General features: G+C 65.6%; 23 protein-coding genes. 17 read left to right on the top strand and 6 right to left on the bottom strand.

What is annotated here, in order from left to right; genetic code table 11:
- Positions 1-480: 480 nt before the first annotated feature.
- From AC3WS4_RS01900 to AC3WS4_RS01880, 5 genes are all read left to right on the top strand, one after another.
- A complete protein-coding gene (locus AC3WS4_RS01900; protein ID WP_017499955.1) occupies positions 481-1452 on the top strand; it encodes an ArdC family protein in 972 nt (323 codons plus the stop codon).
- Positions 1449-1883, top strand: coding sequence for a DUF2958 domain-containing protein (locus tag AC3WS4_RS01895; protein ID WP_017499954.1), 435 nt, complete (start codon positions 1449-1451; stop codon positions 1881-1883). Before AC3WS4_RS01900 ends, AC3WS4_RS01895 begins: the two co-directional genes overlap by 4 nt.
- A gap of 85 nt (positions 1884-1968) precedes the next feature.
- Positions 1969-3780 (top strand): ParB/RepB/Spo0J family partition protein, encoded by a 1812-nt coding sequence (locus AC3WS4_RS01890; protein ID WP_017499953.1) that lies wholly within the window; start codon positions 1969-1971, stop codon positions 3778-3780.
- Positions 3781-3890: 110 nt separating this feature from the next.
- Positions 3891-4358 carry a hypothetical protein gene (locus tag AC3WS4_RS01885; protein WP_017499952.1) on the top strand — a complete coding sequence of 156 codons (468 nt, stop codon included), beginning with the start codon at positions 3891-3893 and terminating at the stop codon, positions 4356-4358.
- The gene (locus AC3WS4_RS01880; RefSeq protein ID WP_017499951.1) at positions 4351-4854 is read left to right on the top strand and encodes a hypothetical protein; all 504 of its coding nucleotides are present in this window, start codon (positions 4351-4353) and stop codon (positions 4852-4854) included. Before AC3WS4_RS01885 ends, AC3WS4_RS01880 begins: the two co-directional genes overlap by 8 nt.
- A gap of 53 nt (positions 4855-4907) precedes the next feature.
- Here AC3WS4_RS01880 and AC3WS4_RS01875 read toward each other — a convergent pair whose 3' ends face one another.
- Positions 4908-5135 carry a hypothetical protein gene (locus AC3WS4_RS01875; protein WP_017499950.1) on the bottom strand — a complete coding sequence of 76 codons (228 nt, stop codon included), beginning with the start codon at positions 5133-5135 and terminating at the stop codon, positions 4908-4910.
- Positions 5136-5495: 360 nt separating this feature from the next.
- On the opposite strand from AC3WS4_RS01875, the gene AC3WS4_RS01870 reads away from it, so the two are divergent.
- From AC3WS4_RS01870 to AC3WS4_RS01845, 6 genes are all read left to right on the top strand, one after another.
- Complete coding sequence (locus AC3WS4_RS01870) at positions 5496-5816, top strand: DUF736 domain-containing protein (protein WP_017499949.1); 321 nt, start codon at positions 5496-5498, stop codon at positions 5814-5816.
- 332 nt (positions 5817-6148) lie between these two features.
- Complete coding sequence (locus AC3WS4_RS01865; RefSeq protein ID WP_168196079.1) at positions 6149-6310, top strand: hypothetical protein; 162 nt, start codon at positions 6149-6151, stop codon at positions 6308-6310.
- Positions 6311-6656: 346 nt separating this feature from the next.
- On the top strand, positions 6657-8621 hold the full coding sequence (gene rlxS / locus AC3WS4_RS01860) for a relaxase/mobilization nuclease RlxS (RefSeq protein ID WP_017499947.1): 1965 nt from the start codon (positions 6657-6659) through the stop codon (positions 8619-8621).
- A gap of 51 nt (positions 8622-8672) precedes the next feature.
- Positions 8673-8873 (top strand): hypothetical protein, encoded by a 201-nt coding sequence (locus tag AC3WS4_RS01855; protein WP_017499946.1) that lies wholly within the window; start codon positions 8673-8675, stop codon positions 8871-8873.
- The gene (locus tag AC3WS4_RS01850) at positions 8870-10048 is read left to right on the top strand and encodes a nucleoside triphosphate pyrophosphohydrolase family protein (protein ID WP_017499945.1); all 1179 of its coding nucleotides are present in this window, start codon (positions 8870-8872) and stop codon (positions 10046-10048) included. The genes AC3WS4_RS01855 and AC3WS4_RS01850 overlap by 4 nt, the downstream gene beginning before the upstream one ends.
- A complete protein-coding gene (locus tag AC3WS4_RS01845) occupies positions 10045-10749 on the top strand; it encodes a uracil-DNA glycosylase (RefSeq protein WP_017499944.1) in 705 nt (234 codons plus the stop codon). Before AC3WS4_RS01850 ends, AC3WS4_RS01845 begins: the two co-directional genes overlap by 4 nt.
- On the opposite strand, the gene AC3WS4_RS01840 is transcribed toward AC3WS4_RS01845, so the two are convergent.
- The 5 genes from AC3WS4_RS01840 to AC3WS4_RS01820 are packed head-to-tail and all read right to left on the bottom strand — an operon-like array spanning position 10716 to position 13877.
- Positions 10716-11495: a thymidylate synthase family protein gene (locus AC3WS4_RS01840; RefSeq protein WP_017499943.1), complete on the bottom strand. Its 780-nt coding sequence runs from the start codon at positions 11493-11495 to the stop codon at positions 10716-10718. The two genes, AC3WS4_RS01845 and AC3WS4_RS01840, sit on opposite strands and share 34 nt — an antisense overlap.
- On the bottom strand, positions 11467-12147 hold the full coding sequence (locus AC3WS4_RS01835; RefSeq protein WP_017499942.1) for a C1 family peptidase: 681 nt from the start codon (positions 12145-12147) through the stop codon (positions 11467-11469). The genes AC3WS4_RS01840 and AC3WS4_RS01835 overlap by 29 nt, the downstream gene beginning before the upstream one ends.
- A gap of 6 nt (positions 12148-12153) precedes the next feature.
- Entirely contained in the window at positions 12154-13164 is a 1011-nt protein-coding gene (locus AC3WS4_RS01830; RefSeq protein ID WP_017499941.1) for an ImmA/IrrE family metallo-endopeptidase, read from the bottom strand.
- A gap of 3 nt (positions 13165-13167) precedes the next feature.
- The gene (locus AC3WS4_RS01825; protein ID WP_017499940.1) at positions 13168-13542 is read right to left on the bottom strand and encodes a helix-turn-helix domain-containing protein; all 375 of its coding nucleotides are present in this window, start codon (positions 13540-13542) and stop codon (positions 13168-13170) included.
- Positions 13539-13877: a hypothetical protein gene (locus AC3WS4_RS01820; protein ID WP_017499939.1), complete on the bottom strand. Its 339-nt coding sequence runs from the start codon at positions 13875-13877 to the stop codon at positions 13539-13541. The genes AC3WS4_RS01825 and AC3WS4_RS01820 overlap by 4 nt, the downstream gene beginning before the upstream one ends.
- Before the next feature lie 342 nt (positions 13878-14219).
- Between AC3WS4_RS01820 and AC3WS4_RS01815 the strand changes: the two genes are divergently transcribed.
- From AC3WS4_RS01815 to trbE, 6 genes are read left to right on the top strand one after another with little or no spacing between them, the layout of a single operon-like run.
- Positions 14220-16247: a conjugal transfer protein TraG gene (locus tag AC3WS4_RS01815; protein WP_038292469.1), complete on the top strand. Its 2028-nt coding sequence runs from the start codon at positions 14220-14222 to the stop codon at positions 16245-16247.
- Positions 16248-16249: 2 nt separating this feature from the next.
- Positions 16250-16675 (top strand): hypothetical protein, encoded by a 426-nt coding sequence (locus AC3WS4_RS01810; RefSeq protein ID WP_017499937.1) that lies wholly within the window; start codon positions 16250-16252, stop codon positions 16673-16675.
- Positions 16672-17694, top strand: a complete 1023-nt coding sequence (trbB, locus tag AC3WS4_RS01805) for a P-type conjugative transfer ATPase TrbB (protein ID WP_017499936.1) — start codon at positions 16672-16674, stop codon at positions 17692-17694. Before AC3WS4_RS01810 ends, trbB begins: the two co-directional genes overlap by 4 nt.
- Positions 17691-18044: a TrbC/VirB2 family type IV secretion system protein gene (locus AC3WS4_RS01800; protein ID WP_017499935.1), complete on the top strand. Its 354-nt coding sequence runs from the start codon at positions 17691-17693 to the stop codon at positions 18042-18044. The genes trbB and AC3WS4_RS01800 overlap by 4 nt, the downstream gene beginning before the upstream one ends.
- A gap of 50 nt (positions 18045-18094) precedes the next feature.
- The gene (locus AC3WS4_RS01795; RefSeq protein WP_051035683.1) at positions 18095-18325 is read left to right on the top strand and encodes a VirB3 family type IV secretion system protein; all 231 of its coding nucleotides are present in this window, start codon (positions 18095-18097) and stop codon (positions 18323-18325) included.
- On the top strand, positions 18319-20787 hold the full coding sequence (gene trbE / locus AC3WS4_RS01790) for a conjugal transfer protein TrbE (RefSeq protein WP_017499933.1): 2469 nt from the start codon (positions 18319-18321) through the stop codon (positions 20785-20787). Before AC3WS4_RS01795 ends, trbE begins: the two co-directional genes overlap by 7 nt.
- Position 20788 lies beyond the last annotated feature (1 nt).

The raw sequence follows: 20788 nt of genomic DNA, 5'->3' as shown, positions 1-20788 counted from the left end.
GTGTCACCGCGCGCATGGCGACCACGACGAGAGTGCTTCAAGACGGCAGGGTCTGACCTGACGCATCCGGGTTTTCAGGCGCCTCGCGCCTGCGGCGCGACCGCCGCTCTATTCCGCTAGGCTCACATCCGTTCGCCAAGCTCCACCGGGCCACGCTTCGCGCGTCCCGGCCAAAGGTGACGATCGGACTGGCGGGATGCCGGAGCCTTGCTCCGGCCTGTCGTCGCCGCGCCTGACCGGCGCGGCGGCATTTTTCGTTGGGCCTTCCCCTCGTCGCGCGGGTGGGCGGCGCTCCCTTCTGGGCCCGGCCCGGCGTCCCGCAAGCCGGCCTTCGACTGCGCTCGGGTCCGGCTCCTCCATTGCATTTCGGCCCTGCGGGTGCGGACCGCCTCCTGGCCGCGCCCGGCAGGTCGCAATTCGCCGCCCACCCCCGCTCCGGGGGAGGCCCTGGGGTTTTTGGGGCGGCATTGGAGGATAGCCATGCACCAGACCGGCAGCCAACGCGCGCGCGCAGAGGGCAGCAAACGCCAGCCCCCGGCGGAGCGCGCCAATCTTTACGACGAGGTGACGGGCCGCATTGTTTCCGAACTTGAGGCGGGCCGCTTCCCTTGGGTCCAGCCTTGGGGCCGCCCCAATGGTCAAGGCTTCTCCGCCGCCCCCGGCCTCCCGCGCAACGGGCTCACCAGCCGCAATTACAGCGGCGTCAATGTCCTGATCCTGTGGGGAGCAGTGATCGAGAACGGCTATCCGTCGCAATCGTGGCTGACCTTCCGCCAAGCCTTGGAGGCGGGCGGCAATGTCAGGAAAGGCGAGCGCGGGACAAGGGTTGTCTATGCCGACCGCTTCACCCCCGAAGCCGAGAAGGAACGCGCGCGCCAGACCGGCGGCGAAGCCCGCGCGGTGCCGTTCCTCAAACGCTTCACCGTGTTCAACGTCGCACAGTGCGAAGGCTTGCGCCCCGGCCTTGCCACCGACCCCGCACCGCTTCCCGAACGCCAAGTCGTGCCGATCGCCGAAGCGGTCATTGCGGCATCGGGCGTCGATTTCCGCATCGGTGGGGACAAGGCCTACTATGTCCCGAGCGCCGACTATGTGCAGGTGCCCCCGCAACCGGCCTTCCACGAACAGATCAATTTCTACCGGACGGCGCTGCACGAACTCTGTCATGCCAGCGGCCACCCGTCGCGCCTCAATCGCAATCTGCGCAATGCGTTCGGCAGCAAGGACTATGCGCGCGAAGAATTGATCGCCGAGATGGGATCGGCCTTCCTTTGCGCCGCGCTCGGCATCGTGCCGACCGTTCGTCACGCCGATTATCTGGCATCATGGCTCGACGTGCTGCGCGAGGACAATCGCGCGATCTTTCGCGCGGCCAGTCAGGCGAGCAAGGCCGCCGATTGGCTGCTTGCCCGCTACGCCGAGACGCAGGACGAAGGGAGGGAAGCGGCATGATTACGCTCCCCCATGCGATCCTTTCGGCGCTGCGCGCGAATGCGCGCGCCAGCCGCCTCCACGAGCAGCGCGACGAACGGTTCGACCCGTTCCCGGTGGTCAAATTCTTCAATCCGGTCGGCGCGGCGACGTGGATCGCCACCGAGCTTTACGACGATGGAGACACGCTGTTCGGCCTCGCCGACTTGGGGTTCGGATGCCCGGAAATGGGCGTGTTCTCGCTTACCGAGATTGCGGGCGTCCGCTTGCCCTTCGGCCTGTTCATCGAGCGCGACGAGCATTTCGAGCCGCTGGCCCCGCTTTCGCTATGGTCCGATACCGCGCGGCGCATGGGTGCAATCGTTCTGGCCGAAGCCGAACTTCGCCGCATCACCGATAGCCGGAACGGCAACGAGCTTCCGCCGCCTCTTGATGATCGAGGGGCCGGATGACGCGCGGCGCGTTTCGCCGCATTGAGTGCCGGTCCCGCCCATCCAGCAAGACAAACGGGACCGGCGCTCCAGAAGGAGCAGACCAATGAAACTCGACTTTATCGACCATAGCAAGCTGGTTCCGTCCAAGGTGAACATGCGGCACGGACCCAAGCCCCCGGACGTGGGCGACATTCTGCCCTCGATCCGCAAGCGCGGTGTCATCGTGCCGCTGATCGTGCGCCCGCAGGCGGGCAACGATAATGGCGTCCACGAAATCGTCGCCGGGCGGCGGCGCTGGACGGCGAACGCCATCGCGCTTGTCGAGGGCATCGACCACGGCCCGCTTCCCGTCGCCATCCTCGACGCCGGGGACGACGCCGACGCCATCGAGGCATCGCTTCTCGAGAACACCCGGCTCGATCCCGACGAGGTGACGCGATGGGAAACCTTCGCACGGCTGGTCAAGGAGGGCCGCGACATTGCGGATATCTCCGCGACGTTCGGCATTCCCGAGCTTGGCGTGAAGCGTATCCTAGCGCTCGGCAACCTGCTTCCGCGCATCCGCGATCTTTACCGCAAGGAGAAGATCAACGCGGCGACCGTCCGGCATCTGACGCTGGCGAGCAAGCAGCAGCAGAAGGCATGGCTGGCGCTCTACGACGATGACGACGCCTATTGCCCGACCGGCCAGCAATTGAAGGCATGGCTGTTCGGCGGGCAGTCGATCAAGGTCGAACATGCCCTGTTCGACGTCGATGCGAGCGGCCTTGCGATCGTCGCCGATCTGTTCGGCGAAGACCGCTATTTTGCAGATGCCGACGCGTTCTGGACCGCGCAGAACGCCGTAATCGACGCGCGCAAGGAGGACTATCTGGATGCCGGATGGTTCGACGTGGTGATCGTCCCGCCCGGCGAATATTTCTACCGCTATGAGTTCGCCAAGGCACCCAAGCGCAAGGGCGGGCGCGTGTATATAGATGTGCGCGAAAGCGGCGAGGTCGAGGTCCACGAAGGCTATGTGACGAGCAAGGAGGCCAAGCGGCTCGAACGCGGCGAGGCAATCGAAACCGGCCCCAAAGTGCCGCGCCCCGAAGTGACGAGCACGATGCAGACCTATATCAACCTGCACCGTCATGCCGCTGTCCGCGCCTCGCTGACCCGTCATCCCAAGGTCGCGCTGCGCTTGATGGTCGCCCATGTCATCGTCGGGTCGCCACTGTGGACGGTCAAGCCCGAGCCGCAGACCGCGCGCAACGACGATGTGCGCGAAAGCGTCGAAACTTGCCGCGCGGAAACCGACTTCGACGCGAAGCGCCGCGCCGTATTGGACCTTCTCGGCTTCTCGCCCGAGGAACCGACCGTCACAGGCGGCAACGGCGACGACTTCGGACTGGTCGGCGTGTTCCTGCGCTTGCTCGACGTGCCCGACCGCGCCGTAATGGACGTGATCGTCATCGTCATGGGCGAAACGCTCGCCAGCGGCAGCGCCGCCATCGAGGCGGTCGGCGGCGAGATCGGCGTCGATATGGCCCGCTACTGGCAGGCCGACGACGCCTTTTTCGAGTGTGTCCGCGACAAGGAGGTGCTGACCCGCATCGTCGCCGAGGTGGCGGGCGAACCTGTCGCCGCCGCCAATGCGAAGGAACCGGGCAAGGTCTTGAAGCGCATCGTCCGCGACCATCTGGAGGGTGCGAACGGGCGGCCCAAGGTCGAGGGTTGGGTGCCGAAATGGATGGCGTTCCCGCCCGCTACCTATACGGCGCGCGGCGGCGTCGGCACCGTCGCGGCTCATGCCAAGGTGCTCGCGGCGCGCCCCGACCGCGAGCCGGAACCGACCGGCCCCGGCGCGGTGATTGCGCTTCCGGCCCCTGCCAAGGCCGAGCCGCAGGAACAGCCCGAGCGCGAAGCCGCATGAAACTGGACGGGCGGCGGCGCACCCGCCGCCCGTTCCGTCCCCCATAAAATCGCCGCGCCGCTCGGCCGCAAGCGGCCCTCGCGGCGCGGATTTCAGACAGGAGACTTGTCATGGCCGACCGTGTTTCGGCATCCATCACCATCGGCGGGACGCTCCCCGCCAGCCAGCTTCCCGCCTTCGCCGAGGCCATCGCGAACGAAGGGCTGTCCACCGAATGGGACGGCGAACCCTTCGCGCTCGGCGATCTGCCCGAGGGCGAGCCCTTGGCGCTCATGGCGCACGAGGTCGCCTGGGGGCGGTTCGAGGGACTCGAAGCCTTCTGCATCGCGCATGGGCTTTTCTTCGCGCGCTGGTCGGGCGCCTATGCCTGCCAGTGGGGTGCGGAACGCACCGTGTTCACCGGCAGCGGCGAACCGCAAAGCTACGCTGCCGACGAGGACGACTATATCCTCATGGGGCGCTGCACCGCCGAGCGATTGGGCAGCTATGCGGCGATCATCGCGCATTTCGATGCGGCCGACTTCGCGGTGCCCCCGCTTGTCATCACGCCCGAACGGGAGGAGGCGAGCAATGGCTGACATCTGGATTCAGGGCAGCTTCGCCTTTCGCTGCACCGCCGCCGAGTGCGCGCTGATCGAGGAAGTCGCAAACGCTGGCTACGCGCTAGCGAATGACGACGCGCCCGATCCGCCGAGCGCGGCGCTGCTCGCAGCCTTTCCGCCGGACGATGCGAACGCGCGGTGGAGCGGGTTTCGCGAGGCGTTCAACGATCCCGAATTTCCCACCATCGGAGCCGATTTCATCGCTGAAACCTGCCCCGACGATCCATCCGCGCGGATCGTGTGTTTCGCCAGCATGGACGATTTCGATGCCGCTGCCATCGCGGTGGTGATCCAGCGATGTTGCCCCGAAACGCTCGCCAAGGGGCCGATCGGCTTTGAATGGGCCATGACCTGTTCCAAGCCCCGCATCGGGGAGTTCGGTGGCGGCTGGTGCGCGATTTTCGCAGACCGCATCGAGATCGACGCGACCAACGAGGCGCTGTCGCGCGCGCTCGCGGGCGACGGCAACTAGCCCAAATCGCGCCGCACTGCGCGCTCGCGTGCCGAAAACCCCTGCCGCCTGACCTACCGGGCGGTGCGGCGGATCACCGTCCGGGCGCTTCCGCATAACGTGCATTCGTCCTTCTGCCGCTCGAATCCGCGCGTGCCGCCGAGCGCGCAGGTGACGACATTGGCCTGTGCGGTAACCGACAGGTTGAGCCGGTCAGTCACGCAGGCATCGCACACCGCCGCGCCGTCCAGCCGCACGATCAGCCGTTCGATCTGCCCCGCAATCGTCGTTCCTTCGTTCATCGCCGTGAGGCTATAGCCGCGGCCTCGTGGCCGCGAAAGCAATCATGGCTTCCCGGAAAGACGCCGGACTGGGCTTCCTGTCCGCGCGCGCATCTCGTCCTTTCGTGTCTCACCAACCCGTCGCCGGCTCCTTGGGCGCATGACCTGGGACGGCCGCGCGCCTCGCGAAACCATCGCGCGGAACTGATTTCCCCGCGCCGCTTTGGCGGCGCTCCTCGCGGCCGCTTCGCTCCAAATCAGCCCCGCGCTTCCGGTCCTCCGCTTCGCTTCGGCCTGCGGTTCGCAGCGCGCTCAAGGGCCGTCCCTTCGGTCCGCCCATCGCCCGGCATCGGGTCGGGCGAATGTGCAAGGAGACGAGAAATGCCCTCAATCGGTCATGTCCAGCGCCAGAACGACGGTTCGTTCCGGGGCGCCTTGAAGACGCTTTCGGTCAATGCCGAGATCGCCATCATCCCCAACCGCAGTAAGACCGGGGACCAGCCCGACTACCGCGTGCTGTCGAACGGCGTCGAACTGGGCGGCGGCTGGATCCGCACCGGCGAGGTGAGCCAGCGCGAATATGTCCGCCTCGCCATGTCGGCCCCCGAACTTGGCGGCCGCACCCTCTACGCCAATCTCGGCCGCGCCGCCGGGCAGGACGACGACGACGCGTTCGCCGTTATCTGGAACCCCGGCGACTGAGCCGGATCGGCCCCGCGCCGGTCACCCGGCGCGGGGCTTTCCTCATGCCTTGAGGGCTTGGCGTGGGCCTTTTCCTGCACCGGAACGCGCTTGCGGGCCTGCAGAGAGGAAGAAATCCGCTCAGCAAGCACCGAGTATCCGGCGGCGAACGGACCGCCTCAACCATCGACGGTTCCCCCAATTTTCACGCCACCTGCGTTCCGCTTCGCTCCACTCCGGCGACGAGAAAATCGGCTCCCCCGTCGCCCGCTTCGCGGCCGCTGCGCGGTGGTTGACCCCGCCCGCTCCCCGCCGGGCGATGGCTCATCTTTCGCTTGTATCAGGAGGATGAGATGTCGGTTGAACAACAGATCGAGGAGCTTCGCGCGGAGCTTTCATGGTGCGATGACGCGGGAGAACGGCGGCAGATCGAAGCCGAATTAAGGGCCGCTGAGAAGAGGCTGAAGCGGTGCAATCGGGCGCTGCGTCAGGCCGAACAGGCAGGCTGGCAATAAGGCGATGCGCTGTTGAAGGGGCAGGTTCGCGGGAGTGGTGCCGCATGGCGCCGCTCCCCTTTTTTGATCGGGAAGGCGGGAAGGCAAAGCGGGCGTCTGGGGCGGCAGGTGGCAGTCGGGCTCGATGGCAAGATAGAGGCAAAATCTCGCGATTTTGTAAGTGTTTGTCTGCACATCGTTTTTTGAAGGCTTTTGCGAGACTCGCCCTTTGAGTGCGAGACAGGGTTACCAGGAGTGGCGGTTTTCTGGGCTTTTCCGATCCCAATCGCGAGACTCCTTGCGCTCTGGCGAGGACGCGCCATTCTTATCGGCGGGGAGCGTCATTCCGGCATGGAAGGACGCCGCTATGCGCGATGATGAGTTCGAACCGCAGCTGGGCCGGATGCGCGGCCGGGGCAAGGAGCAGCGCTACCTGAGCCGCGTCGTGAAAGCGGCAAAGCGGGCCGGCATGAAAACGGGCAGGCGCGGCCGTTTCGACGGCAGCCGGATCGGGCGCGGCGCGAGTGTTGCGCGGGTGCTCAGATCGCGCGACCGATTGGGCGCGTTCCGGTCGCGCCGCGTGATCGTCAAGATACGGCCTGTCGGCCTTGGCGGGAAAGGCATGGGCGGTGCGAAGGCGCACCTTCGCTATATTCAGCGCGACGGCGTGACCCGTGAGGGCGAGGCTGGTGCGCTCTACTCGCCCGACAGCGACGTCGCCGATGGCAAGGCGTTCCTCGAACGGTGTGACGGCGACCGCCGCCAGTTCCGGTTCATCGTGTCGGCCGAGGACGCCGACCAGTATCCCGACTTGAAGCCGTTCGTGCGCCGGCTGATGACGCAGATGGAGCAGGATCTTGGGACAAAGCTCGATTGGGTGGCGGTCGACCATTTCAATACCGGCCATCCGCACACGCATATCGTGGTGCGCGGCGTAAACGATCGGGGTGAGAATCTGCTGATCGCGCGCGAGTATATCTCGCACGGGAGCCGGCAGCGGGCGATCGAGATCGTCAACCTCGACCTGGGGCCGCGCACCGACCTTGAAATCGAAGAGCGGCTTCGCAGCGATACGGGTGCCGAGCGGCTGACCGCGATCGACAGACGGCTGATCCGCGACATGGATACCGCGCGGCTGGTCAGCGCGAGCGATGGCGATCCCTTCCAGCAATCGCTTCGCGTCGGTCGCCTGCAGAAACTCGGGCGCATGGGACTCGCCTCGCATGTCGGCAACGGCACCTGGCGGCTTGAGCCCGACCTTGCGAACACACTGCGCCAGATCGGCGAGCGCGGCGACATCATCCGCACCATGCAGCGCGAGCTGACCGCGCGGAAGCTCGATCGTGCTGCGGTCGATCGCGTCATCTACGACCCGGTCGCGAAGGAGGCGACGCCGATCATCGGCCGCGTCGTGATGCGCGGGCTCGCCGACGAACATGAAGACCGTCATTATCTGCTGGTCGACGGCATCGACGGGCGCACCCATTATGCCGAGATCGGCAAGGGCGAGCTGGTCGACACGATCCCCGAAAATGCCATCGTCCGGATCGCGCCACGCGAGGGCGGCATTCGCGCCGTCGATCGGACGATCGACGAGATCGCGGCGGCGAACGGCGGGCGCTATTCGATCGACGCCCATCTGAAGCACGATCCGACCGCCAGCGAACGCTTCGCCGAAACGCATGTCCGGCGGCTTGAAGCGATGCGAAAAATCTCGGGCGTCGTCGAGCGCGAGCCCGACGGAAGCTGGATCATCGCGCCGGACCATCTCGCCAGGGTCGAGAGGTTCGAAGCCATGCAGTTCCGCGACCACCCCGTTGCCATTGAAACCCTGTCGGCGATCCCGCTCGACAAATTACCGGGAACCGATGCCGCGACCTGGCTCGATCGCGAGCTGGTCGCCGAAGCGCCGGTGCCAGTGCGCGATGCTGGGTTCGGGCACGAGGTTCGTTCAGCGCAGGCGATGCGACGGCAATGGCTGATCACCGAACAGCTTGCAGACGAACAGGATGGGCAGACGGTCTATCGGCGAGGGATGCTCGCCGCGCTCCAGCGGCGAGAATTGCTGCGTGTCGCCCGCCAGCTCTCCGACAAGTTAGGCGTTCCGTTCGCCGAGGCCAGAGAGGGGGAGGCTGTTCAAGGCAGGCTCGTGCGCGCAGTCGAGATGACGAGTGGTCGCCATGCGCTCATCGAACGGTCGCGCGATTTCACGCTGGTGCCGTGGCGCTCTGTTCTCGATCGCCATGTCGGTAAATCGGTCTCGGGCATCATGCGCGACGGCGGGATCAACTGGACACTCGGGCGGCAGCGCAGCGGGCCGAGCGTCTCCTGATCCGGAGGATTCGGGCTTTCTATTTTCATGAAATTATGTTTTCATGGATTCATGAAAAATATCGCAGCGCAAACCGATGTCGGCGACGAGCATCTTCAGGTGCAGATTCCTGCCGTTACGAAACGCGATCTCGGTCAACGGTCGCTCGATTCCCGCGAGCCGATCCGGATGATCGTACTGCGGGCACTTGAAGCCTATGGCGTGAGCGTCCCCGCAGACGCGATATCGGATCGCCGGAAGGGCAGGCGATGAGCGAGGATTTCGAAGCTCTCACTGTTGCGGATTATGCGAAGCAGGCCGCGCGGACTGATCAACGCAGCGGTGGCCGCGCACTGGGCTTCTCGATGCTTGGCCTTTTCGGCGAAGTCGGCAGCTTGCTCAGTGAGGCCAAGAAAAAGCAGCGCGACGATGCCTCCTACCTGGGTTACGCTCACGCCGTCGCGGAAGAGCTTGGTGACGTCCTTTGGTATCTGGCGGCGATCGCACGGCGCAGCCGCATGGCGCTCAGCGACATCGCTGCCGCCGCGGCGACAAACGGCGGACAATGGCAGACGGGCGGCAACGAAACGCTCAGTTTCCATGCGCTGCAGCCGCAGCACATTCCGCTTGCCAAGGCACCGATGCCGCAGTTCGAGCATAGCCTGCTCGCGCTGGCAGGCGACGTTGGGCTGCTCATCAACGATTTCCAGGCGGGCGGTCTTGCGAAGGACCGCGAAGCACTCGCGGGCCGGCTGGTCGCGGTCATGCGCCGGTTGATCCAGGCGGCAAACGAATCCGGTGTTACCATCGAGGCTGCCGCCGTGAAGAATCTTCACAAGATCTTCGATCGCTGGCCGCGCGAGCGCATCTATCCGGCGCCGACCGATGCGGCGCTCGACCCAGAAGAGCAATTGCCGCGGCGGATGGCGATCGACGTCTATGAACGCACCGTTCGCGGGCAGACATTCGTGTATCAACGCTCAAGCGGTGTGTATGTCGGCGACCGGCTCACCGACAACGCGCTCGAACCCGACGACTATCGTTTCCACGATGTCTTTCACTACGCTTATGTCGCGGTGCTTGGCTGGTCGCCAGTGCTGCGTGCGCTGCTCCGTCTCAAGCGCAAGAGCGATCCGAAACTCGACGACGCCGAAGACGGTGCTCGGGCGATTCTCATCGAAGAGGGCATAACTTCCTGGATTTTCGGACAAGCGCAGCAACTCCGGTACTTTGAAAACGTGAAGCGCGGTGGCCTTCCGCTGGACATGCTGAAGCATGTCCGCCAGTTCGTCGCCGGCTACGAATCAGAACGCTGTCCGCTGTGGCTTTGGGAGGAAGCGATCCTCCAGGGCTATACGGCTTTCCGCTTCCTTCAGGAGCATCGGCGCGGCCGCGTCCTGATCGACTTCGCCAATCGCCGCCTGCGTATCAAGGAATTGCCGTCATGACCCCGAAATCCTTTGTGTCCACCCTGGCGGCGACCGAACTTCCCTCAGTGTTCAATCCCTGGCGCGATCGCTGCACGGTCCATGACCGCAGCGACGCCGCCGCCCGGCGCCGCGACAATCTCGAAATGCTGCTCACCGCGGCGCTTGATCATCGCGTCGAAACGATCTGGATCGCGCGTGATCTCGGCTATCGCGGGGGGCGGCGTACGGGCGTACCGCTGACCGACGAAATTCACCTCGGACATGCCGGCACGCTGATGGGCGGCATCGCATTTGAACGTGCGACGCAGGGACCCGCCGTGGCGGAGCGCACCGCGGCGATCGTCTGGCGTGTGCTAGAGCGGATCGGTCAGCCTGTCATGCTCTGGAACGTTTTCCCGTTCCATCCCCATGAAGCGGATGATCCGATGTCGAACCGATGCCACACGCGAAGCGAGCGCGAGGCGACCTGGCCGATATTGCAAGCCCTCGTGTCAATGATCCGGCCCCGCCAGATCGTCGCGATCGGGCGCGACGCTCACCTGGCGCTGGACGGTCTCGACATTCCGACCACCGCGGTCCGCCATCCGAGCTACGGCGGGCAGCGCGAGTTCATCGAGGGCATGTTCAGCCTGTACGGTGTCGCGGATGACAACGATGAGCCGCTAGAACTGCCGTTGGGCGCGCCTCACGCCGCAGCACGGAGATGTGCGCTCGCCTGATCGCAGCGTTCAAAGAGTTGCTTAAGATCGCCGCGGTTCCAGTTGGCGGTGTCGACCGTGGCGTTGGTCGAGACGATCGTGAGCGGACCCAGCGCGACCCCGCCTTCCTTGGCGATGAATTCGAGCAGACGGCCGAGGCCGATCAGATTGCCGAGCAGTTTTTCGATATAGTAGTGATTGCGGTAGAGCGCGGTCATGCCGAGGCGACGATCGTCGCCCTTGCCGATCAGCTTGAGACTGGCAAAGCTCAGGCACTGACCGCCGTAGGGCGAGTCATTCACGTCGCGGGCGGGGTCGAAGATCAGCAGTTCGAATTTGTTGAGCGCTCGGACGTTCGGGTTGCGCAGGCGCTCGACGATGCCCCAGATTTGATTGATTGGCTGGCCGTCGGCGCGGGGCAATTCCATCATCCGTTCGAAATAATAGCCCGACCAAGCGCCCGACCTCCGGACCTTCGGCAGCACGTTGTCGCGAAACCGGTCGAAGAATTGCGGCGCGCCGTAGCGCCTGTACAGCGCTGCCGGAAAAATCGTGTTGGCGACCGTCTCGATGGGCTTCTTGCCATGGCCCGAAAGGAAGGCATCGACTTCCGCCACGACGGGATCGGCGAGTGTTGCGCGCGCAGTCGGCTCGGCCACGGAGATGACGACATTCTGCGCCTGGTGTCCGGTGGCGAGGTCGACGAGCCGGACCGCCTCGCGCCAGCCAGCAACGCAGTCAGGCTGCGGCGGTATGGGAAGATACATCGACTTCCTCCGTCAAATTTGCCGTGGCGAAAAGGCGCGGCGCTAGAAAGCGCTCAGTAAGCCAGGCGTGGCCTTCCAAGCCCCAACCTGGTCCCCAGCTGTTGCGGATGAGAATGGCCGGGGTGCCGTCCACGGTTCCATGCCCGACCGCGACGACCGCGTGCCGTTGCGCTGGCTCGGGGAGTTCGTCGTTCGCCGGATCGACGACGCCATCACCGCGCGGCTGGAAGAAAGACCGTGACAGCATCGTCAGCATGAGCACCGGCGTGTCACGATCCAGCGCGGCAAGGATGGATGACAGGTCGGTTCCATCCCTCTGTCCGTTGCGGCCATAGAGCGGGCCAACGGTCGCCGGCGGCGTCCACAGTCGATGATCGGCTGGAACCGCTGCCAGATACGGCCAGCCTTTCTCGTCGGGTTGGCCATCGAGCCGTAGCGCGTCCAGCATTGTGGATAGCAGTGCGCCGCTCGTCGGCGGTCTGCCCGCCCGTTTCTGCGCGGCATAAAAGGCGAATTCACACGACAGCGGTGCCCAGCCGTCGCGAAGCCCGGCGTGGGTGTCGCTCGCGGCGAATGCGAGGCATGTCGGCCGCGCGCCTTGATCGCGCGCAGGCCCGAACAGCGGCCGAAGGTCACGGACGATATCGATCATGGGGCGTCAGGCGGCCTCGAGCAGGTGCCGCCGTTCGGCGCGCGACAGGCCCGTCTGTTCCGGGCCGGTGAGGTCGAAATCGAGCGTCAGGCTGGTGAGGGCCGGCGCAGGCTGCCACGGCCGCCGCTCGTCGAGCGACATGCGGCCGCGCCGCGGCGCATCGGGCGCCGCGGTGACACGGCGGACAACGGGACCACCGATGCCATCGCCGTCGATTGCCTCACGCTCGTCTCGAACGACGGCGAAGCCGCTGGCGATCAGTTGGTCGAGATCCCAGAGATACCCACCGCCGCTATGTTCTTCGAGCTGCAGCACGAAAAGATCATTGCGACTGCCATCGATCCGCGAGCCGGCATCGCGCTCGGTCAGCAGCCAGACGTCGCCGCGATAGTTGTCGGGCCGATAGTCCTTGAGGAGATCGACCTTCAGGCTGCGCGGCTGCGTCCGGAGCAGGTCGGTCATCACCGATGGCGAAATCAGATTGTAGCGAACCAGGGTGCGGCACGTCGCCTCATAGCTGGCGCCGATCCGCAGCGAGAGCTGATAGACGACATTGGGGCGCCGGAAATGATCGATCTGCCATCCTTGTCGCGCGCTGTGCGCGAGCACCAGCCATTTCGGCATCATGAAGGCGATCGCAAAGGCGTCGGCTTCGGTTTCCTCGAAGTTGTTTCCCGGTTCGGGCGACATCGGCATCCGGCGCAGGATGCTCTCATCGTCGAGGCTCGGCTCGTGTCGCATCGAAAAATGCCCGAGTTCGTGCGCGGCCGTGAAGCGCTGGATGCTCATCGGTCGTTCCGTCGTGACGAGAACGCCAGGAGCAGGTGCGCTGAGATAGGCGCCGAGCAGGCCTTTCAGAGGACGAAGCAGCAAGGGTAGACCCACGGCATGGATCGCGCCGAAGACATCGACGCTGCCGCCTTGGGTCTCGATCAGTGCGCGCGTATCGAGTTCGCGATGCAGGCGGCCCGCTGCCATCGTACCAGCGCGAACCGCGCTCGCATAATCCGACGCCATCGATCAGCTCCGTTCGCCGCCAGACCGCGAGCGGAGATATTCGGCAAACCGGCTCAGCTCGGCCCGGTCCTCAGTCGACAAGGCCGCAACGCGTCGCGCCAGATGGGCGACATCGGCGGGAAGGCTCGCGGAGGCCTCGTCTTCGCCGGTAAAATAGGCCACCGACTGGCGGTAAAGACGGGCAAGCCGCGTCAGTTCGATCGCTTCAACGCGGCGCTGGCCATTCTCGATATCGGTAAGCGCGGTCCGGGGAATCTTGAGATAGGCAGCAACTTCTTCCTGCTTGAGGCCGAGATATTTCCGTGCTTCGCGCAGACGGTCGCCCAAGCGCCGCCGCTCCTGCTCGTCGCCTTCCTGGCGGAGTGCGAGATTGGTCATGGCTTCGACCCTTTCTTCTTAACCCAGACGCGTTCGATCTTAGGGAGGAGGTCGTCAATCGCCTTCTCGATCGAATTGTAGCCGCCGGTGCGGACGATGCTGTCGCGAAGCTCGATGTCGAGGACCTGCTCCACCGCGCAAAGCGTGTCGACCACGGACAAGGAGTCGAGTGGCACGGGCGCCTGGATGATCTTCGGGTTTTCCGGAGGCAGGGCAATTCCGCGCACCTGTGCCTCAGCCCTGGCCACTTGCAGCAGTTCGTCGACCAACGCCCTAATGGCGTCGGCTTTGGGAAACGCGGTTGCCGCGGGCTGCGGAGGAGCGATTGTCGCCATGCATGCCTCGCACGATTTCACTACATTAAATGCGATATAATGTCTGATAATCCGACACGCAAGCCCGAATTTGCAGCTCGGATTTTTGCAGGGTGTAGCGGGTCATCGGCGGTGCGGTGTGGTGGTCAGTGCCACCTCGAGGGACAACGACAGGGCAGAATCATCAACTCGGGTCATAGCTCGATCAAAAGAACAGAGCTGGAATATTGAGTCAGTCGCCGACGAGTGATCTCCTTCGGTCACCCACCAGCCCCCAGCGGCTCCGTTCATTTCGGGCGGCCCATAGCCGAGTCTTGAAGCCGCGCCCCGACCGCATCCGGCGGTATGGGCGGGAGCTTCAACGTGACCCCGACCAAATTGCTCATCGGCCAGATCCTTGTCGTGTTCGCAATCGTGATCGCGGGCCTCTGGGCGGCGACCCAATGGGCGGCGGCGATGCTCGCCTACCAGCCCGAACTTGGTCCGGCCTGGTTCATGGCTGGAAGCACGCCGGTCTATCGTCCCTGGGCGCTCTTCCCCTGGTGGTATCACTACGATGCCTATGCGCCGCATGTTTTCGACAAGGCCGGCGCGCTCGCCGGCGCGAGCGGTTTCATCGGCTGCGGCGCGGCGATCGCAGGCTCGCTCTGGCGCGCGCGGCAGTCGCGTCACGTCACCACCTATGGTTCGGCGCGCTGGGCCAGGCCGAACGAGATCGAGCGGGCCGGCCTTTACGGTGATGCCGGCGTATTCCTGGGCCGCTCGCGCGGCCGCTATCTCCGGCATGACGGCCCCGAACATATCATGGCGTTCGCGCCAACCCGTTCGGGCAAGGGCGTCGGGCTGGTCATACCGACACTGCTTGGCTGGACCGGCAGCGCCGTGGTTCACGACATCAAGGGCGAGAACTGGCAGCTCACCGCCGGCTGGCGCGCGCGCTTCTCCCACGTCCTGCTGTTCAATCCGACCGATCCCGCTTCCGCCAAATACAACCCGCTGCTGGAGGTCCGGCGCGGCGAGCATGAGGTCCGCGACGTCCAGAACATCGCCGACATCCTGGTCGATCCCGAAGGCGCGCTCGAACGGCGCAACCACTGGGAGAAAACCTCCCATTCGCTCCTGGTCGGCGCGATCCTCCACGTCCTTTATGCGGAGGAAGAAAAGACGCTCGCACGGGTAGCCACATTCCTGTCGGACCCGCAGCGGCCGTTCACCGCCACGCTCCGGCGGATGATGACCACCAATCACCTCGGCACGAAGGATGCGCCGCAGATCCATCCCGTCGTCGCCTCGGCGGCGCGCGAGGTGCTCAACAAGAGCGAGAACGAGCGCAGCGGCGTCCTCTCCACCGCAATGTCGTTTCTCGGGCTCTATCGCGACCCGACCGTCGCCGCGGTGACATCGCGCTGCGACTGGCGGATCGCCGATCTCGTCGAGGCCGGCCATCCGGTCTCGCTCTACCTTGTCATCCCGCCATCGGACATCAGCCGCACCAAGCCGCTGGTGCGGTTGGTGCTCAACCAGATCGGCCGCCGCCTCACCGAAAAGCTCGATGCCGATCCCGCCAGGGCGGGCAAGCACAAGCTCCTGATGATGCTCGACGAGTTCCCGGCATTGGGGCGGCTCGACTTCTTCGAGACCAGTCTTGCCTTTCTCGCGGGCTATGGAGTGCGCGCCTTCCTGATCGCGCAGTCCTTGAACCAGATCGAGAAGGCTTATGGCGAGCACAACTCGATCCTCGACAACTGCCATGTCCGCGTCGCGTTTGCGACCAACGACGAGCGCACGGCGCGGCGGATTTCGGACGCGCTCGGCATCGCCACCGAACAGCGCGCGATGCGCAACTATGCCGGCCACCGGCTCGCGCCCTGGCTGGCGCACGTCATGGTCAGCCGGCAGGAGACCGCCCGGCCACTCCTGACCACCGGCGAGGTGATGCAGCTCCCGCCCAAGGATGAGCTTGTCCTTGTCTCCGGCATGGCCCCGATCCGCGCGAGGAAGCTGCGCTATTACGAGGACCGCAATTTCCGCGAGCGGATCGCACCGCCGCCGCAGCCCGCGCCCGGAGACTATCCCGACCGGCCGCAGGCACGCCCCAACGACTGGAGCGGACTGGTCCGCGCGCCCGATACCCGGCTCGGCAAGCCCGATGACGATGCGAAGGCGGATGAGGACGGCGGCTTGCAACAGCAGCGCCACCCCGGCCTCGGCGAAGAACCCGCCAAAAAACCCGAGCCGCCAAAGCAGCTCGACCTGCTCGGCCTGGACAGCGACGACACCGACACGATCGCCGACAAGCACGCGATGGACCGCGCCGGCGCCACCGGCACGCTGATCCGCGCTCACGCGATCAATCAGGGTCGCAGCGCCGACATGCTGCCGGACTTCTGACAATGGCCGCGATCAAACCCAACCGCGTCCGCTACCAGCTCTTCCTGCCCGAAGATCTGAGCCACCGCTTCGAGGCGCTGGCGAGCCAGCCCGGCGCGTCCAAATCGGCGATCCTCACCGACGCGCTCACCGCCTGGCTCAACCGGCAGGCGGCGAGCGAGCTGGAGAACAAGTTCAGCCAGCGGCTCGATCGCATGTCGCTCGCGCTGGGGCGTGTCGAGCGTGACGGGCATGTGCTGCTCGAGAGCCTGGCGCTGTTCATCCGCTATGAACTGATGGTGCAGGCCCCTTTGGCCGAAGCCGACGAAGCGGCGCGTGCGATCGGCCGAGACCGCTTCGAGGCGTTCATTGCCCGCGTCGGCGAAGCGCTCGCCAGCGGCCAGCGCACGCTTGCTGCCTCCGCGAAAGACAATGGAGGTGGGCGATGAGCGACACGCTTTTCGGCTCCGATAATTCCGCAGGGCGTCGGCGCGCGATGCTGCGCACCGCGATGGGGCCGACCATCGCCGCAGCGCTGGCCGATCCGGTGGTCATCGAGATCATGGTGAACCCGGACGGCGTGTTGCGCCTTGATCGACTCGGCGAAGGCCGGATCGATACCGGCACCAAATATGAGCCCGCGCAGGTCGAGCGGATCATCCGCCTGGTTGCCAGCCACGCACGGACAGAGGTTCATGGCAATGCGCCGATCGTGTCAGCCGAGCTGCCACCGCACGGCGAAGGCGCGGGCGAGCGGTTCGAGGGTATCCTGCCGCCGGTCAGCCTCGCGCCGTGCTTCTCGATCCGCAAGCCCGCGGCGCGCATCTACACTTTGCTCGACTATGTGCGGGACGGCATCATGCCCGCCGACACGGCGCGACTGCTGTCGATGGCCGTGGTCGAGCGCAAGAACATCCTGGTCGCGGGTGGCACCAGTTCGGGCAAGACGACGCTTGCCAACGCGCTGCTCGCCGAGATGGCGCACCTCGACGAACGCGTCATCATCATTGAAGACACGCGTGAGTTGCAATGCGCCGCGCCCGACGTGGTGGGGCTGCGCACGCGTACGATTGGCACTGCCGGAGCCGGCGGCGTCACGATGGCTGATCTTGTCCGCTCGACATTGCGGCTCCGCCCCGATCGCATCGTCGTTGGCGAGGTGCGCGGGCGCGAAGCGCTCGACATGCTCAAAGCCTGGAACACCGGGCATCCGGGCGGCATCGCAACCGTCCACGCCAATTCGGCAGTGTCGGCGCTCTACCGGCTCGAGCAGCTCGTGCAGGAAAGCGTCGTCACCGTTCCGCGCCGGCTGATCGCCGACGCCATCGACATGATCGTGTTCATCGCCGGGCGCGGCCTCGCGCGCCGCGTCGACACGATCGCGCGCGTCGCCGGCCTCGATCCCGACGGCGGCTACGCCGTCCTCGACCTTACTCCCGACCACGCCCTCGAACCCCAAGGAGAATGACCATGCGCTTGTCCCGTATTCCTGCCCGTATTCCCGATCGTCGGAGCATCTTCCTCACCGGCGCCGCCATCGGCCTCGGGCTTGCGCTCGCCGCCACCGCGCAGGCCGCCGGCTCGGGCATGCCGTGGGAGGAACCGCTTCAGCAGGTCCTCGAATCGGTCCAGGGTCCTGTCGCCAAGATCGTCGCGGTGATCATCATCATCGTCACCGGTTTGACGCTCGCGTTCGGCGAGACGGCAGGCGGGTTCCGGCGCCTCATCCAGATCATCTTCGGCCTGTCGATCGCGTTTGCGGCGTCGAGCTTCTTCCTCAGCTTCTTCAGCTTCGGCGGCGGGGCGCTCATCTCGTGAACGCGCCAAATTCCTATGGCGCCAGCCATATCGAGGGGTTCGAGGCGCCGATGCACCGCGCGCTTGCCGAGCCGATCCTGCTTGGCGGGGCGCCGCGAGCGATCGCGATCGTCAATGGTACGATCGCGGCCGCGCTCGGACTCGGTCTCCAGCAGTGGATCGCCGGGCTGGCCATGTGGGCGTTCGGGCACACTCTCGCGGTGTTCGCCGCCAAGCGCGATCCCGACTTCGCCCCGGTCCTTGTCCGCCACCTTCGCCAGAAGGGGCATCTGTCATGCTGAATCTGCGCGAATACCGTCAGAAGGCCGACCGGCTCGCCGATCATCTTCCATGGGCGGCGCTTGTCGCGCCCGGCGTGGTGCTCAACAAGGACGGCAGCTTTTTGCGCGTCCTCAGGTTCCGCGGCCCCGATCTAGAATCCGCCACCGAAGCCGAGCTTGTCGCCGCCTGCGCGCGGGCGAACAATGTCCTGAAGCGCTTCGGCTCGGGCTGGGCACTCCATTTCGAGGCCGAGCGGCGCGAAGCGCTGGGTTATCCCGACAGCAGCTTTCCCGATGCGGCGTCGTGGCTGGTCGATGAGGAACGGCGCGCGGCGTTCGAAAGCGCGGGCGCGCATTTCGAGAGCCGCTATTATCTGACGCTCACCCTCCTGCCTCCGCCCGATCAGGCGGACACGGCGGGCCGAGCGCTGATCGAGCGCAGCGACGACGCGAAGGGCCGCGACTGGCGACAAGCGCTTGCCGGCTTCATCGCCGAGACGGATCGTGCGCTTGACCTGTTCAGAGGCTTCATGCCCGAGGTGCGCGCGCTCGGCGACAGCGAAATGCTGACCTTTCTCCACGGTGCGATCTCCGCGCGCCGCCATGTCGTCGCCGTGCCCGAAACGCCCATCTATCTGGACGGGCTGCTCGCCGACACGCCGCTGACCGGCGGGCTCGAACCGATGCTCGGCGACGAGCATCTGCGGACGCTCACCATCCTCGGATTTCCGAACGCGAGCCGTCCCGGCATCCTCGACGGACTCAACCATGAGGATTTTGGCTATCGCTGGGTGACGCGCTTCATTGCGCTCGACAAGACCGACGCAACCAAAGCGCTCACTCGCCTGCGGCGGCAGTGGTTCAACAAGCGCAAGTCGATCACCGCGCTGCTGCGCGAAGTCATCTACAACCAGCCGGTCCAGCTTCTCGACAGCGATGCCGACAACAAGGTGGTCGATGCCGACCTCGCCTTGCAGGCGCTCGGCGGCGATCATGTCGCGTTCGGCTATCTGACGACGACGATCACCGTTGCCGATATCGACCGCGCCCGCGTCGAGGAAAAGGTCCGCGCGGTCGAGCGCATCGTCAACGGGCTCGGCTTCACCTGCATCCGCGAGGGCATGAATGTGGTCGAGGCGTGGCTGTCGAGCCTGCCGGGCCATGTCTATGCGAACGTCCGGCAACCGATCGTCCACACCCTGAATCTCGCGCATCTCATGCCGCTGTCCTCGGTATGGGCAGGACCGGCGCGTAATCCGCACCTCGACGGTCCGCCGCTGCTTTATGCGGAAACCAGCGGCTCGACGCCGTTCCGTCTCAGCACGCATGTCGGCGACGTCGGTCATATGCTGATCGTCGGACCCACCGGGGCCGGAAAGTCGGTGCTGCTCGCAATGCTCGCGCTTCAGTTCCGGCGATATCCAGACTCCCAGGTCTATGTCTTCGACAAGGGATTTTCGGCGCGCGCGGCCGTGCTGGCGATGGGCGGCGCGCATCACGCGCTCGGGCTTGGCGGTGAGAGCGGTCATGCCGATGACGTGGGCGGGCGAACGATCGCCTTCCAGCCGCTGCGCCACATCGATCGCTCCAACGCACGCGCCTGGGCGACCGAATGGATCGGCGCGCTGCTCGCCCATGAGAAAGTACTGGTCACACCCGAGATCAAGGAGGCCGTCTGGTCGGCGCTCACCAATCTCGCGACCGCCCCGATCGAGGAACGCACGCTCACCGGCCTGTCGCTGCTGCTGCAATCGGCACCGCTGCGATCGGCGCTCGCGCCCTATACGCTCGAAGGATCGTTCGGCCGCCTGCTCGACGCCGCCGAAGACGATCTAGCGATCGCCGACGTGCAGTGCTTCGAGACTGAAGCGCTGATGGGGCAGGCGGGCGTCGTTGCGCCCGTGCTGACCTACCTGTTCCATCGTCTCGAGGAGCGCTTCACCGGGCGGCCGACGCTTCTCGTACTGGATGAAGCCTGGGTGTTCCTCGACCACCCGCTGTTCGCCGCGCGCATCCGTGAGTGGCTGAAGGTGCTGCGCAAGAAGAACGTCAGCGTCGTGTTCGCGACACAGAGCCTAGCCGATATCGCCGACAGCACGATCGCGCCGGCCATCATCGAAAGCTGTCCGCAGCGCATCTTGCTGCCCAATGATCGGGCGATCGAGCCGCAGGGCCAGACGGTCTACGTCCGCTTCGGTCTCAACGCGCGCCAGATCGAACTGGTCAGCCGCGCGACGCCCAAGCGGCAATATTATCTGCAATCAGCGCGCGGCAACCGGCTGTTCGAGCTTGGGCTAGGCCCGATCGCGCTGGCGTTGTGCGGCGCGTCCGATCCCGACAGCCAGAAGCGCATAGACGCGGTGCTGGCCGAAAAGGGCCAGGCCGACTTCGCCGCGACCTTTCTCTCCCAAGCCGGCCTCGATTGGGCGGCCGACCTGCTTGGGCGTCACCCTGCCGCCCGCCCCCCAGAAGACAAGGAGTAAT

The sequence above is a fragment of the Sphingopyxis sp. EU05-FHT14B03 genome (assembly GCF_058790875.1).
The sequence above is the reverse complement of the archived record's forward strand: the minus strand, read 5'-3'. Positions and strand labels throughout refer to the sequence as shown.